Origin of the sequence: Cupriavidus sp. IK-TO18 (assembly GCF_015549295.1) — a bacterium.
In the GTDB taxonomy this organism is placed as follows: Bacteria; Pseudomonadota; Gammaproteobacteria; order Burkholderiales; family Burkholderiaceae; genus Cupriavidus; species Cupriavidus oxalaticus_A.
The window spans coordinates 248,679-261,363 of record NZ_JADGMP010000012.1; the positions used below are offsets into that span (position 1 = coordinate 248,679).

A 12,685-nucleotide genomic window follows, 5' to 3' on the forward strand; every position below is an offset into this window, starting at 1 on the left:
GCGCGGGAGAGGGGAGCGTTCACGACGGCTAGCGGCTAGCGGTTGGCGCGCGAACGCTCAGGCTGCCCTGGCCTGCTTGCCGGACAGCAGTTCGCACACGGCTTGCGTCACCTGCGCGGTGGTGGCCTTGCCACCCAGGTCGCCGGTATGCAGCGCCGCGTTGGCGGTCACCGCCTCGACCGCCTCCATCACACGCTGGGCCGCGGCGTGCTCGCCCAGGTGTTCCAGCAGCATCACCACCGACCAGAACGTGCCGACCGGATTGGCCAGGCCCTTGCCCATGATGTCGAAGGCCGAACCGTGGATCGGCTCGAACATCGACGGATAGCGGCGTTCCGGGTCGATATTGCCGGTTGGGGCGATGCCCAGGCTGCCGGCCAGCGCCGCGGCCAGGTCGCTCAGGATGTCGGCGTGCAGGTTGGTGGCAACGATGGTGTCGAGCGACTTCGGGCGGTTGACCATGCGCGCGGTGGCGGCATCGACCAGTTCCTTGTCCCAGGTGACGTCCGGGAAATCCTTCGCCACCTGCACCGCGACCTCGTCCCACATCACCATGGCGTGGCGCTGCGCGTTGGACTTGGTGATCACCGTCAGCTGCTTGCGCGGACGCGATTGCGCCAGCTTGAAGGCGAAGCGCAGGATGCGTTCGACGCCGACGCGGGTCATCATGCTGACATCGGTGGCGGCCTCGATCGGATGGCCCTGGTGCACGCGGCCGCCGACGCCCGAGTATTCGCCTTCCGAGTTCTCGCGCACGATCACCCAGTTCAGGTCTTCCGGCGCGCAGCGCTTGAGCGGCGCGTCGATGCCCGGCAGGATGCGGGTCGGGCGCACGTTGGCGTACTGGTCGAAGCCCTGGCAGATCTTCAGGCGCAGGCCCCACAGCGTGATGTGGTCGGGGATATGCGGGTCGCCGGCCGAGCCGAACAGGATCGCATCCTTGTCGCGCAGCGCGTCCAGGCCATCGGCGGGCATCATCACGCCGTGCTGGCGGTAGTAGTCGCCGCCCCAGTCGAAGTCTTCGAACTCGAAGCGGAAATCGGCGCCGGCGGCGGCCAGCGCTTCCATCACCTGGCGGCCCGCGGGTATCACTTCCTTGCCGATGCCATCGCCGGGGATGGTCGCGATGCGGTAGGTCTTCATCTCTTGTCTCCTGGTCAGAATCCGTGTGAATCCGTGTGTTTGCACGATTGCGTGGAATGGATTCTGGGCCGTGGACAAGGTTTTGGATCGCTTGTAAAGTTAAACCATTCTTAACCTGAGATTAAAGCTGGCATGGCATCGTCCGCAGGGATCCAGCCGTCGGAACTGGGCTTTTTCACGTCGGTGGCCACCGCCGGCAGCCTGAGCGCGGCCGCGCGCGACCTTGGCATCACAACCGCGGCGGTCAGCAAGCGGCTGGCACAGATGGAGGCGCGAATCGGCATGCCGCTGGTCACGCGCACCACCCGGCGCATGAGCCTGACGCCCGAGGGCGAGGTCTACCTGGAGCACGCGCGGCGCATCCTGAGCGAGATCGAGGACCTGGACCAGCTGCTGACGCGTTCCAAGGGCAAGCCGAGCGGCCTGCTGCGCGTCAATGCCACGCTGGGGTTCGGCCGCATGCACGTGGCGCCGGTGATTTCCGAGTACGTCGCGGCCTATCCCGAAGTCGACGTGCAGCTGCAGCTGTCGGCCGACCCGCCACCGCTGAACGAAGACGCGTTCGACGTCTGCATCCGCTTCGGCCAGCCGCCCGATGCACGCATCGTGGCGCGCAAGCTGGCGCCCAACCGGCGCCTGCTATGCGCGTCGCCCAAGTACCTGCGCGATCACGGCATCCCCAACACGCCGGCCGACCTGCGCCGCCACAACTGCATCGGCATCCGGCAGGGCAGCGACGCCTATGGCGTGTGGCGCCTGACCACCGGCAAGGGGGCCAAGGCGCGTACCGAAACCGTGCGCGTGCGCGGCAACCTGACCACCAACGACGGCGAGATCGCGGTCAACTGGGCGCTGGAAGGCCACGGCATCCTGATGCGGGCCGAATGGGATATCGAGCGATTCCTGCGCAGCGGACGGTTGGTGCAGGTGTTGCCGCAGTACGCCACGCCGGAGGCCGACATCTACGCGGTCTATCACCAGCGGCATCAGCTGTCGTCGCGGCTCCGGCTGTTCGTCGAGTTCATGGCGGCGAAGTTCAGCGAGTTCGGCGAGCCGGCAAAAGTGCCGGCATGACTGTCGCTGCATGCAGCATTTACAACCCGGCGCTGCCTGGTGCGCCGAAAGCAAGGCCTGCGTGGATGGTGCGTTTCCTGCATGGCGCTGTACTCCACGTGCTGCGATCCAAACGGACAGGAGGCCACCGCCATGAGCATCTTCAAGGACATCCTCAACAAGCTGCTGGGCCGGGCCAAGCCGGCTGCCACGACTTCGGGCACCCCCGCCGGCACATCCGCCGGCACAGCGGCTGGCACGCCGACCTCGGCAGGCGCGGCACCCGCGCCGTCGAGCCCGTCGCCCGCGTCGGCAGGCGCCACCACGCCCGCAGGCAGCGCTGGCCAGGCCGCGGCCAAACCCACGCCGCTGTCGGGCGTCGACGTCGAATCCATCATGGACAACCTGGTCAGGGAGAGCGGCCAGACGCTGAACTGGCGCACGTCCATCGTTGACACGATGAAGGCGCTGGGCATCGACAGCAGCCTCGAGCACCGCAAGGAACTGGCGCGCGAGCTGCACTACAGCGGCGACATGAACGATTCCGCCGGGATGAATGTCTGGCTGCACAAGCGCCTGATGCAGGAGCTTGCGGCCAACGGCGGCAAGCTGCCGGCGGACTTGTCGTAAGGAAATCCGGGAAGCGTTGGCGGCTGCCTCAGGAAAGGGCCGGCGGCCGCCTCAGCCGCCGATGCCCGCCCAGCGCAGGTGCTTGTCCCAGTCGGCGTCGCCGATCACGCCGGATACGCCCTGCCGCTGGCCGTCGGCCCGATAGAAGTACGTGCGCGGCATCTCCCCCATCCAGTCGGGATCGACCGAATAGCGCAGCCTCTCCTGCGGCTCGTTGCCGAACATCCACGCGTCGCGCGTCAGGTTGACGCGCTTGAGCAGCTGCTGCACCTGCGGCAGCGCGTCGGGCCGGTCCATGGCCAGCGTGACCACGCGCAGGCTGCGATGCTTCGCCTGCAGCTTGCCGATGGCTTCGAAATTACGCTTGCAGTAGACGCAGTCGAGCGACCACACCACCAGCACGAAGGGCTTGCCCTGCTGGCTGGCACTGAGCTGCGCGGCACTGGCGGATTCGAACACCGATACGCGTTCGGCCGCGTGCGCCATGCCGGCGACGCCGAGCGCGATCGTGGCGCCCGCCAGCGCGGCGATGAGTTTGCGACGCAATGTCATGCGCCCTCCTGCGCCAGCGGGAAGACCTGGAAGCCTTCGGCCTCGGTGCGCCACAGCACGTAGGCGCGGCCGCCGTGCTGCAGCAGGTGCGGCTGGTCCGAATCGCGCGCGGTGCCGGCAACCTGGCGCGTCTGCCAGGTCTTGCCGCCGTCCTGCGACAGCATCGCCGAGAGCCGGGTCTGCTGGCCGTCGAACGATTTCCACGCCACCACGATGGGATGGTCGTCGAGCGCGACGATATCGGCATGCTGCGCGCGCGGGTCGTCCAGCGGACGCTGCGCCTGCAGCTTGCCGTCCCGGAAGCGGCCGACCGATACCGTCGGCTTGCCTGCCTTCACGTTGAACCAGACCATGTGCAGCATGCCGTCCGGCGCCACCGCGGCGCCCGGGCCGTGGTGCGGGCAGGCGTCGATGCGCCAGTCGTCGAAGGTCGCGCGCTGCATCGGCGCGGGCGTGCCGTCGGCGCCGAGCAGTGCCACCGCGTGGTCGCGCGCGTTGGGCGGGAACACGTGGCGCCACAGCGCCAGCATCTTGCCGTCCGGCGTCGGCGCGAGCGCGATGCGGCAGCATTCGCAGGACTGGTCGGCGATCTTGTAATCGCCCTGGAAGCTCTTGCCGTGGTCGGCCGATACCGCGTAGTAGATCGCAGCGCCGGCATAGGGCTGCCTGCGCGCTTCGGCGGCGACCACGTCGCGCTTGTCGATCCAGCTGACGAAGACGCGGCCGGCCGGGTCCACCGCGATCGCGTCGAAGCGGTGCGCGATCTGGTCGCGGTTGGCATGCACGGTCACCGGCGCGGCAAAGGTCTTGCCGCCGTCGGCGGAGCGCGCGAAGCGGATAAAGCCGGTATAGGGCTTGGGCAGCGGCTGGGTCCAGGTGACGTAGATCTCGCCGTCGCGGCCGGTGGCAACCTTGGGCCGGCTGTCGTGGTCAGCAGCCACGGCTTCGGGCACGCGGTTGACGTGCTGCACCGGCCCGAAGCTGCGACCCTGGTCGGCCGACGCGCGCACGGCCACGTGCTGGCCGTCCTTGTAGGCGATCCACAAGCGGCCGTCGCGATCGAAGGCGGCGCCGGTGCCGAGTTCGCTCATCGCCTTCGGCGCCGCGCTTTGCGCACCGTGGCCGGCATGGTTGCCATGGGACTGCGCCATCGCGGCGAACGCCGTGCAGGCGATCACGCCGGCGGCAAGGAAGCGGAAGCTGCGGGGCAAGCGCTGCAGGGGAATGGTCAGGATCGGACTGGTCACTGCACTCAGAAGGAAAGCTTGGCCTCGGCGTAGAACGTCCGGCCCGGGTACGGGTGGTAGACGAAGTAACGCTGGTCGGTCAGGTTGTCGATGCCAAGCCCGAGCCGCACGTTCCTGGCGGGCTTGTAGGTCACCTTGACGTCGAAGGTCAGGAAACTGCTGGTGCCGCCGAAGGTGTCGGGATTGACGTCGCTGTTATCGAGCGTATTGTACTGCCGCCCCGAATAGGTCATCGCCAGCGTGCCGGCCCATGCCGGCGTAAAGCGGTAGGTGCCGACCAGGTTCGCGCGCCACTGCGGGATGCGATAGAAATACTTGCCCACCGATGCCGGGTTATTGGCATTCTCCAGCGTCTTGGAATGGTTGTACGCGCCGCTGGCCGACAGGTCGAAGCCGCTGGTCAGCACGTCGCGCCCGTCGTAGGCAAGCTCGATGCCACGCGTACGCACGCGGTCCACGTTCTGGAAACTGGTGACGGTGGGGAACACCGTGGTATTGGTCTGGCTGACCAGCGCATCGCGGATGTCGTCTTCATACACCGACACGCGGAAGTACGAACGGTCGACCGTGCGTTCGAAGGTCAGGTCCTTCGAGAAGGAGCGCTCCGGTTTCAGGTTGGGATCGTTGTTGATCAGCGAGGTGCCGGTGATGCGGCCCTGGAACAGCTCGGCGACGGTCGGGTAGCGCCAGGCCTGGCCGAGCGACAGCCGGCCCAGCCAGTCCTGACCGATGGCCTTTTCCAGCGCCAGCTTGGGCGACCAGTTGGACTCGCTGCGCACCGGGTAGGCGACATCTACGCCTGGCTGGCTGCGGCTGCCGTCATAGGCGCGCCAGTGCTCCCAGCGCACGCCCGGGATCAGCTTCCAGTCCTCGGCGAAGTACCACGCGTCCTGCGCGTACAGCGCCTGCGTCTCGGTCTTGCCGGCAAAGGCGTTGTTGAACGCGGAGATGGTGGCGGCCTGCCAGTCCGAGGTGTTGTAGGTGGTGTTGCTGAGCCTGTAGTTGTCGTAGTGGTAGCCGAGGGTGACCCAGTGGCCGCCCTTGAGCTGCTGCGGGCGGTAGTCGGCCTTCAGGTCGAGCGTGCGCCAGCCGGTGCCGTCGCCATAGGTCACCGTGCCCGGGCCATTGCCCGCGGTGCTGGCGGTGCGGCTGATGTCCTTGGTGACATCGAACAGCGATGCCACGCCGGAGAAATTCCACCCGGTCTCGTTGCGCGTGCGCAGCGACAGGCCGTAGAGCCAGCGCGCGTCCTCGCCATTGCCCGGCGCAAACGCGTTGGCGGGGATCACGTAGCGGAGGCCGCCGATATTGACCGGGCCGCTCGACACCACGTTGCCGTCGGCATCGCGCAGGTAGCTGCCGGTGGCGCTGGAGCGGTCCTGCTGCCAGTAGGCGGCGGTGAATTGCGCCTGCAGGGTATTGGTGATGTCGTAGCCGAGCTTGAGCTTGAGCTGGTCCTGCACGGTGTGCGTGACGCCCTCGCTGTTGACGCCCATCACGGTGCGGTCGGCGCCGGTCTGGTCCTGGTCGAAGTAGGCGCCGGTCACGGGCTTGTCGGCCGAAGTCGCCCGCACGCTGGAGCGCGCCGCGGTGTAGAAGCTCAGCGGCTGGCTCTTGCTGTCCTGCCGGTCGACGCTGACCAGCCACGAGAACGGCCCGGCGCGGTCGCCCACGTAGGCGTTGGCGTGCACGCCGTTGAAACTGTCGTGCGTGCCGTACAGGTTGAAGCGCTGCGTGAATAGCTGCACGCTGGCATCGCCCTCGAACTTCTCCGGTGTGCGCGTACTGATCAGCACGGTCGCGCCCAGCGAATTGCCCGGGTACAGCGCCGAATACGGGCCATACAGCACGTCGACGCGCTCGATCTCGGCGGCGTTGACCAGCGACCAGCGCGGCGGGAAAGTGAAATCGGAGCCCAGCAGGTTGGAAAGCAGCAGGCCGTCGGCATAGACCAGCCCGCGCGCCGACTGGCGCGAGCTAGTGCTGCGCACCGAGATGATCGAGTTCATATCGCCGATGAAGCGCTTGCGCACGGCGAGGTTGGGCGCGTACTTGAGCGCGTCTTCGGTGTTGACCACGTTGAAGTCCGCCATGCGTGCGGCGCTGATGCCATAGGCGGGCGATGGCGTATTGGGCGGCGTGGCCGGCGTTTCGCCGCGCCCGGTCTTCGCCGAGACCACGACTTCCTGCAAGGGCTGCGGCGCGCTGACGGGTTCATCCGGCTGCGCGCCGGCGATGCCGGGGCCCATCAGCGCGGCCGAGGCGGCCAGCGCAATCCGATTTCTTCTCACTGGAATACCTTTTCTGTTCTTCTGGCTCGCCCGACCGGTGCGCCGTATCCGGCTCGTGCTACGGCGCACTTCCTCCGCGTAGCGAGTGCTGACATTCTAGGGGGCGGGTCGGCTTGACGCAGTGCGACATAGCGCCGCGCCGGTAAAGAAGCGACTCGACCCATCCATGCGAACACGACTGGCTCTATTCGCGTTTACCCGCATATCCACTTGCGGCCTTTGTCTCTAGATTTGCGCGGATTGGCGTTCGCGCCAACGTGATGCTGGGAGAGACTGATCCGGCGGCAGCCGCCGCGGACAGCGCCGAAGGAGCAACCGCCCCGGAAACTCTCAGGCAAAAGGACCGGTATCACGCGTCACAGCACTCTGAAGAATGCCGCCATCGTCAGCCGGCATACCGAAGGAGCAAGCGGCCCCCGCCACCGGTACCCCCGGGCACCACCGGCGGCTGTCGTGAATCTCTCAGGTCAGGAACAGAGGGGGCGTCCGCCACGCATGTCGCGTGCGGGCTCCCACCCCGACGTTTCTGGACTGCCAGATCATGAAGACAATCGCCGTCATCGGCGGTGGCATCACCGGTGTCACCACGGCCTACGCGCTCGCCCGGCGCGGATTCTCCGTCACCCTGTTCGAGCGCCACCGCTACGCCGCGATGGAAACCTCGTTCGCCAACGGCGGGCAGCTATCCGCCTCCAATGCCGAGGTGTGGACGCACTGGTCCACCATCATCAAGGGCCTGAAGTGGATGCTGCGCAGCGACGCCCCGCTGCTGGTCAACCCGCGCCCGAGCTGGCACAAGCTGAGCTGGTTCGCCGAGTTCATCGCCTCGATCCCGCATTACCGCCGCAACACCATCGAGACCGCGCGCCTGGCCATCGCGGCGCGCGAGCACCTGTTCGCGTGGGCGGCGCAGGAAGGCATCGACTTCGACCACAAGCGCGAAGGCATCCTGCATATCTATCGCGACAAGGCGGGCTTCGAGCACGCGGGCCGCGTCTCGGCGCTGCTGGCGCAGGGCGGGCTGGAGCGCCGCGCGGTAACGCCGGCGGAAATGCGCGCAATCGAGCCGACGCTGGCCGGCACCTACTACGGCGGCTATTTCACCGAAAGCGATTCGACCGGCGACATCCACAAGTTCACCAGCGGCCTGGCCGCCGCCATCGAGCGCATGGGCGTGCACTGCCGCTACGGCGAGGACGTGCGCAAGGTCACCACCGATGGCCGCAGCGCCAGCGTGACCGTGCAGGAAGGCGCGGACAGCGCCACCTCGACCTTCGACGGCGCGGTGATCTGCGCCGGCACCGCCAGCCGCGCGCTGGCCGCCGGGCTGGGCGACCGCGTCAACATCTATCCGGTCAAGGGCTATTCCATCACCGTCAACCTGAACGACGCGGGCAGCCGCACCGCGGCGCCGACCGTCAGCCTGCTCGACGATGAAACCAAGCTGGTCACCAGCCGCCTGGCCGACGACCGCTTCCGCGTGGCCGGCACCGCGGAGTTCAACGGCTTCAACCGCGACATCCGCGCCGACCGCATCCGGCCGCTGGTGGAATGGGTGCAGCAGTGCTTCCCCGGCGTCAGCACGCGCAGCGTGGTGCCGTGGGCGGGGCTGCGGCCGATGCTGCCGGATATGCTGCCGCGTGTTGGGCGGGGGCGGGCCCGGTGCGTGTTCTACAACACCGGGCATGGGCACCTTGGCTGGACGCTGTCGGCGGTGACGGCGGATATGGTGGCGGGGGTGGTGGCGCAGGCGCTGGTTGAGCCGAAAGTCTCGGGCGTGGGCTCGCTGGGACTTGCCAAGGCTTGAGATTGCCAGTTGAGCGCCTCGCTATTGCCAGCGCTGGCCCTCTCCCCCAGCCCCTCTCCCGCTCGTGGGAGAGGTACGGGGGAGAGGGCGGGAGCCTCCACGGAGTGAAGCGCCATCGCCCGCCGTGAACCGCTCAGGCCGGCGCAAACACCGGCACCGGCGCCCCATCCACGCTGGGCGCGAACCTGACCTTCACCTTCTGCCCGATGCGCACCTCATCGAGATCGCAATCGACGATATGGGTCATCATGGTCACGCCCTCGTCCAGCGTCACATAGGCAATGCAATACGCCTGCGGGCCAGCCTTGCGCGTGACGCTGTACGAGTAGATGGTGCCGCGGCCGCTGGCGGTCTTCCAGACCGTATCGCCCATGCAGAACGGGCACAGCGTGCGCGGATACCAGTGCGTCTTGCCGCATGACTGGCAGTGCTTGACCAGCAGCCGGCCTTCGCGCGCGGCCTGCCAGAATTCGATGTTGTCGGGCTGTTCGTCCGGGGCCTTGTAGGCCATGGGAGTGTGCGGGGTCGTCATGTCAGTTGCTCCGGCGATCGTTCATTATTCGCGCTCGAGGATCAGGGTGGCGCTGCCGTGGCGCGAGCCCAGGTAGCCGCCGGTGCCTTGCGCCAGCGCCAGGTCGCAGTTCTTCACCTGCACCGCCGGATGCGCCTCGCCGCGCAGCTGGCGCACGGCCTCGATCACCTTGGTGATGCCGCCGCGGTTGGCCGGGTGGTTGTTGCACAGGCCACCGCCATCGGTATTGAACGGCAGCTTGCCGACGCCCGAGATCAGGTTGCCGTCGGCCACGAACTTGCCGCCTTCGCCCTTCTTGCAGAAGCCCAGGTCTTCCAGCTGCATCAGCACGGTGATGGTGAAGCTGTCGTAGATCGAGGCGTACTTGATGTCGGCCGGGGTCACGCCGGCTTCAGCGAACGCGGCCGCGCCGGAAAACTTCGCGCCCGACCAGCTCAGGTCGACCTCGCCGCCGAGCTGGCCCTTGACGTATTCACCGGCGCCGATGATCTTCACCTTCGGGCGCCTGAGCGTGGCCGCGATCTCGGGCCGCGCCACGATCAGCGCGCCGCCGCCGTCGGACACCACGCAGCAGTCGAGCTTGTGCAGCGGGTCGGCGATCAACGGCGAGTTCAGCACCTCTTCCACCGTGACCACGTTGCGTAGCATCGCGTGCGGGTTGTGCTGCGCGTGGTGCGACGCCGCCACCTTGACCCATGCCAGCTGCTCGGGCGTGGTGCCGTACTCGTACATATGGCGCATCGCCACCATCGCGTACAGGTTGACGGTGACGGGATTGAACGGCGCCTCGAACGGGGCGTCCGGCAGGTTGGCGCCCCAGTTGCGCGCCTGCGTGCCGGTCGAGCCTTCGGAGCGCGGCCGGCCCGCCAGCGTGATCAGCGCCACGTTGCACTTGCCGGCGGCAATGGCCTGCGCGGCGTGCGAGACATGCACCAGGTAGGCGGAGCCGCCGGTGTCGGTGGAGTCCACGTGGCGCACCTTCAGGCCGAGGTAGTCGACCATGTTGGTGGCGCCCAGCCCCGGCGCATCGCCGGCGCAGAAGTAGCCATCCACGTCCGCCAGGGTCAGGCCGGCATCGGCCAGCGCGCCGCGCGCGGATTCCGCGTGCAGCTGCGCCACCGACTTGTCCGGCGCCTTGCGGGTCGGGTGCTCGTAGGCCCCGACGATATATGCCTTGCCTTTGATGCTCATGGGAGTCTCGTCCTGCTTGGGATTGATATTGGGGAACTTCAGAAGCGCATCTGCACCAGCCAGGTCGCCACCATGGCCGGCCGCTCGCTGCCTTCGACCTGCATCTCTACTTTCCAGTGGCAGCGCACTTCACCGGGGCGGACTTCGTCGAGCTGCTGCAGCGTGAACGCGCCGCGCACGCGCGCGCCGGCCGGCACCGGGCCGGTGAAGCGCAGCCGGTCGAAGCCATAGTTCAGCGCCAGCTTGCGGCCCGGAAAGGTAAAGCACTGCCCGAACGCCGCCGACACCATCGACACGATCAGGAAGGCGTGCGCGACCGTGCAGCCGTATGGCGAATCCGCCGCGGCGCGCTCGGGGTCCACGTAGATCCACTGCCGGTCATGCGTCAGCTCGGCGAAGGTATCGATGGCGTCCTGCCCGATGGGGAAATACTCGCTCACGGCGGCGGGCGCGGCGCAAAGCGCGCGCAGGTCGTCGAGCGATGCAATGCTGTGCATGAGGCTCCTGTCGGTCCAGGCCTGGTCAGGCGCGGCGGGCGCGATCGGCGCGATCGGCCTGCGCCCGGCCGGCTGTCTCCGTTGTGTTCCTTGAGTGTTCCTTGATACGGAATCTGTTGCTGCACGGCAGCTTGCAATCGAGTGTAGCGACGCCGCGGAACCGGCGTCCAATATCGTTTGCCGCGCGATCGATAAGCGCTGTTTATCGACCCACCCGGCGCGCGCGGTTGCCCGGGGGGCGCGCGGCGCACTAAGATGTGGCTCCCGCATCCCCGCTGACCCCATGGAACTGCGCCGCATCCGGCACTTCGTCGTGCTGGCCGAGACCCTCAATTTCCGCCGCGCGGCAGAGCGCCTGCATATCGCCCAGCCCGCGCTGACGGTCTCGATCCAGAAGCTCGAGTCGGAGCTCGACGCCACCCTGTTCGTGCGCGAGCCGCGCGGCGTCACGCTGACCGAGACCGGCCGCGCCGCGCTGGCCGAGGCCCGGCGCATCCTGTTCCACGCCGGCCAGTTCAGCGAGCTGGTGCAGTCGGCCAGCAGCGGCATGGCCGGCATCTTGCGGGTGGGCTTTGTCGGCACCACGACCTCGCACCTGCTGCCACGGCTGGTGACGCGCTTCCGCAATGAATACCCCGGCGTCGAACTGGTGCTGCGCGAAGCGACCTCGACCCGCATCATGCAATGGCTGGAAGACGAGGCGCTGGACGTGGGCCTGGTGCGCACGCCGCTGCTGACGCCGGGCAATACCGCGCTGGCGCTGCTGGAGCGCGACCGCTTTGTCGCCGCCCTGCCGCGCAGCCACCCGCTGGCGGGCAAGCCCGCGCTGACGCTGGCCGACCTCGCGCAGGAGCGCTTTGTCATGTACGAGCAGGCCGAAGCGTCGGGCCTGCGCAGCGCCGCGCTGTCGGCGTGCCAGGTGGCCGGCTTCCAGCCGCGCGTCACGCAGGAGGCCACGCAGGTGCAGACCGTGCTGGCGCTGGTGGAGAGCGGGCTGGGCGTGGCCCTGGTGCCGTCGATCATGCAGCGCTTTGCCAACGACCGCATGGTGATCCGCGACCTGGCGGGTTATCCGGACAGTGCCGGTATCGGCCTGGCGCTCACCTGGCTGCCGGCGCACGACACCCCGGTGGTTCGGCATTTCCGCGAGGTGGCGTTGTCGGAATTCGCGGTGGATGGCGGCAACGAGGAGCGTGGCGCGCCGTAGCCCGCAGCAGGCTATTCGCCCTCTTCTTCCGCCAGGCTCAAGGTCAATCCGCCCGCCGGCAGCGGCAGCGCCGTGCGGTACCGCACCTGCTTCAGCGCGAAGCTCGACCGGATATTGGACACGCCAGGGATCTTGGTCAGCTGCTCCAGGATAAAGCGCTCCAGGCTCTGCATGCTGGGCACGACAACGCGCAGCAGGTAGTCCGCATCGCCGGTCATCAGGTAGCACTCCATCACTTCGGGCCGCTTGTCGATTGCCGCCTCGAAGCGGCGCAGCGCGTCTTCCACCTGTTTTTCCAGGCTGACCTGGATAAACACATTGATGCGCAGGCCCAGCGCCTCGGCATTCAGCAATGTGACCTGCTGCTTGATCAATCCCATTTTCTCCAGCGCCTTGACGCGGTTGAAGCAAGGCGTCGGCGACAGGTTCACGGCGCGCGCCAGCTCGGCATTGGTGATGCGGGCGTTCTGCTGCAGCTGGTTGAGGATGGCGATATCGATGCGATCGAGCCTGAGCGAGGTGTCGTTCATGATGT

At 67.6% G+C, this 12,685-nt stretch carries 12 protein-coding genes and 2 riboswitches; of the genes, 4 read left to right on the plus strand and 8 right to left on the minus strand.

Features of this window, described 5'->3' with window-relative positions:
* Positions 1-57: 57 nt before the first annotated feature.
* Entirely contained in the window at positions 58-1,143 is a 1,086-nt protein-coding gene (locus IPF36_RS11140; protein ID WP_133093380.1) for a tartrate dehydrogenase, read from the minus strand.
* 132 nt (positions 1,144-1,275) lie between these two features.
* Here IPF36_RS11140 and IPF36_RS11145 point away from each other — a divergent pair, with 132 nt between their 5' ends.
* The gene (locus IPF36_RS11145; protein WP_133093381.1) at positions 1,276-2,217 is read left to right on the plus strand and encodes a LysR family transcriptional regulator; all 942 of its coding nucleotides are present in this window, start codon (positions 1,276-1,278) and stop codon (positions 2,215-2,217) included.
* Between the two features lie 132 nt (positions 2,218-2,349).
* Positions 2,350-2,826, plus strand: coding sequence for a DUF3597 domain-containing protein (locus IPF36_RS11150; RefSeq protein ID WP_135703524.1), 477 nt, complete (start codon positions 2,350-2,352; stop codon positions 2,824-2,826).
* Positions 2,827-2,877: 51 nt separating this feature from the next.
* Here the strand turns inward: IPF36_RS11150 and IPF36_RS11155 are convergent, their stop codons facing one another.
* The 3 genes from IPF36_RS11155 to IPF36_RS11165 are packed head-to-tail and all read right to left on the minus strand — an operon-like array spanning position 2,878 to position 6,916.
* On the minus strand, positions 2,878-3,378 hold the full coding sequence (locus tag IPF36_RS11155) for a hypothetical protein (protein ID WP_135703523.1): 501 nt from the start codon (positions 3,376-3,378) through the stop codon (positions 2,878-2,880).
* The gene (locus IPF36_RS11160; protein ID WP_195428001.1) at positions 3,375-4,598 is read right to left on the minus strand and encodes a sialidase family protein; all 1,224 of its coding nucleotides are present in this window, start codon (positions 4,596-4,598) and stop codon (positions 3,375-3,377) included. Before IPF36_RS11160 ends, IPF36_RS11155 begins: the two co-directional genes overlap by 4 nt.
* A 32-nt stretch (positions 4,599-4,630) precedes the next feature.
* Complete coding sequence (locus IPF36_RS11165) at positions 4,631-6,916, minus strand: TonB-dependent receptor (RefSeq protein WP_135703522.1); 2,286 nt, start codon at positions 6,914-6,916, stop codon at positions 4,631-4,633.
* A gap of 254 nt (positions 6,917-7,170) precedes the next feature.
* A riboswitch (glycine riboswitch) is annotated at positions 7,171-7,272 on the plus strand.
* Positions 7,273-7,403: riboswitch (glycine riboswitch) on the plus strand.
* A gap of 54 nt (positions 7,404-7,457) precedes the next feature.
* On the opposite strand from IPF36_RS11165, the gene IPF36_RS11170 reads away from it, so the two are divergent.
* Positions 7,458-8,723, plus strand: a complete 1,266-nt coding sequence (locus IPF36_RS11170) for a D-amino acid dehydrogenase (RefSeq protein ID WP_195427980.1) — start codon at positions 7,458-7,460, stop codon at positions 8,721-8,723.
* A gap of 133 nt (positions 8,724-8,856) precedes the next feature.
* On the opposite strand, the gene IPF36_RS11175 is transcribed toward IPF36_RS11170, so the two are convergent.
* From IPF36_RS11175 to IPF36_RS11185, 3 genes are read right to left on the minus strand one after another with little or no spacing between them, the layout of a single operon-like run.
* Positions 8,857-9,255: a Zn-ribbon domain-containing OB-fold protein gene (locus IPF36_RS11175; RefSeq protein WP_135703520.1), complete on the minus strand. Its 399-nt coding sequence runs from the start codon at positions 9,253-9,255 to the stop codon at positions 8,857-8,859.
* Positions 9,256-9,279: 24 nt separating this feature from the next.
* Positions 9,280-10,446: a thiolase domain-containing protein gene (locus IPF36_RS11180; RefSeq protein WP_135703519.1), complete on the minus strand. Its 1,167-nt coding sequence runs from the start codon at positions 10,444-10,446 to the stop codon at positions 9,280-9,282.
* 38 nt (positions 10,447-10,484) lie between these two features.
* Positions 10,485-10,943, minus strand: coding sequence for a MaoC family dehydratase (locus IPF36_RS11185; RefSeq protein WP_135703518.1), 459 nt, complete (start codon positions 10,941-10,943; stop codon positions 10,485-10,487).
* Positions 10,944-11,226: 283 nt separating this feature from the next.
* On the opposite strand from IPF36_RS11185, the gene IPF36_RS11190 reads away from it, so the two are divergent.
* Positions 11,227-12,150, plus strand: a complete 924-nt coding sequence (locus IPF36_RS11190; protein ID WP_133093389.1) for a LysR family transcriptional regulator — start codon at positions 11,227-11,229, stop codon at positions 12,148-12,150.
* Between the two features lie 11 nt (positions 12,151-12,161).
* Here IPF36_RS11190 and IPF36_RS11195 read toward each other — a convergent pair whose 3' ends face one another.
* Positions 12,162-12,680, minus strand: coding sequence for an Lrp/AsnC family transcriptional regulator (locus IPF36_RS11195; protein ID WP_133093390.1), 519 nt, complete (start codon positions 12,678-12,680; stop codon positions 12,162-12,164).
* Between the last annotated feature and the right edge of the window lie 5 nt (positions 12,681-12,685).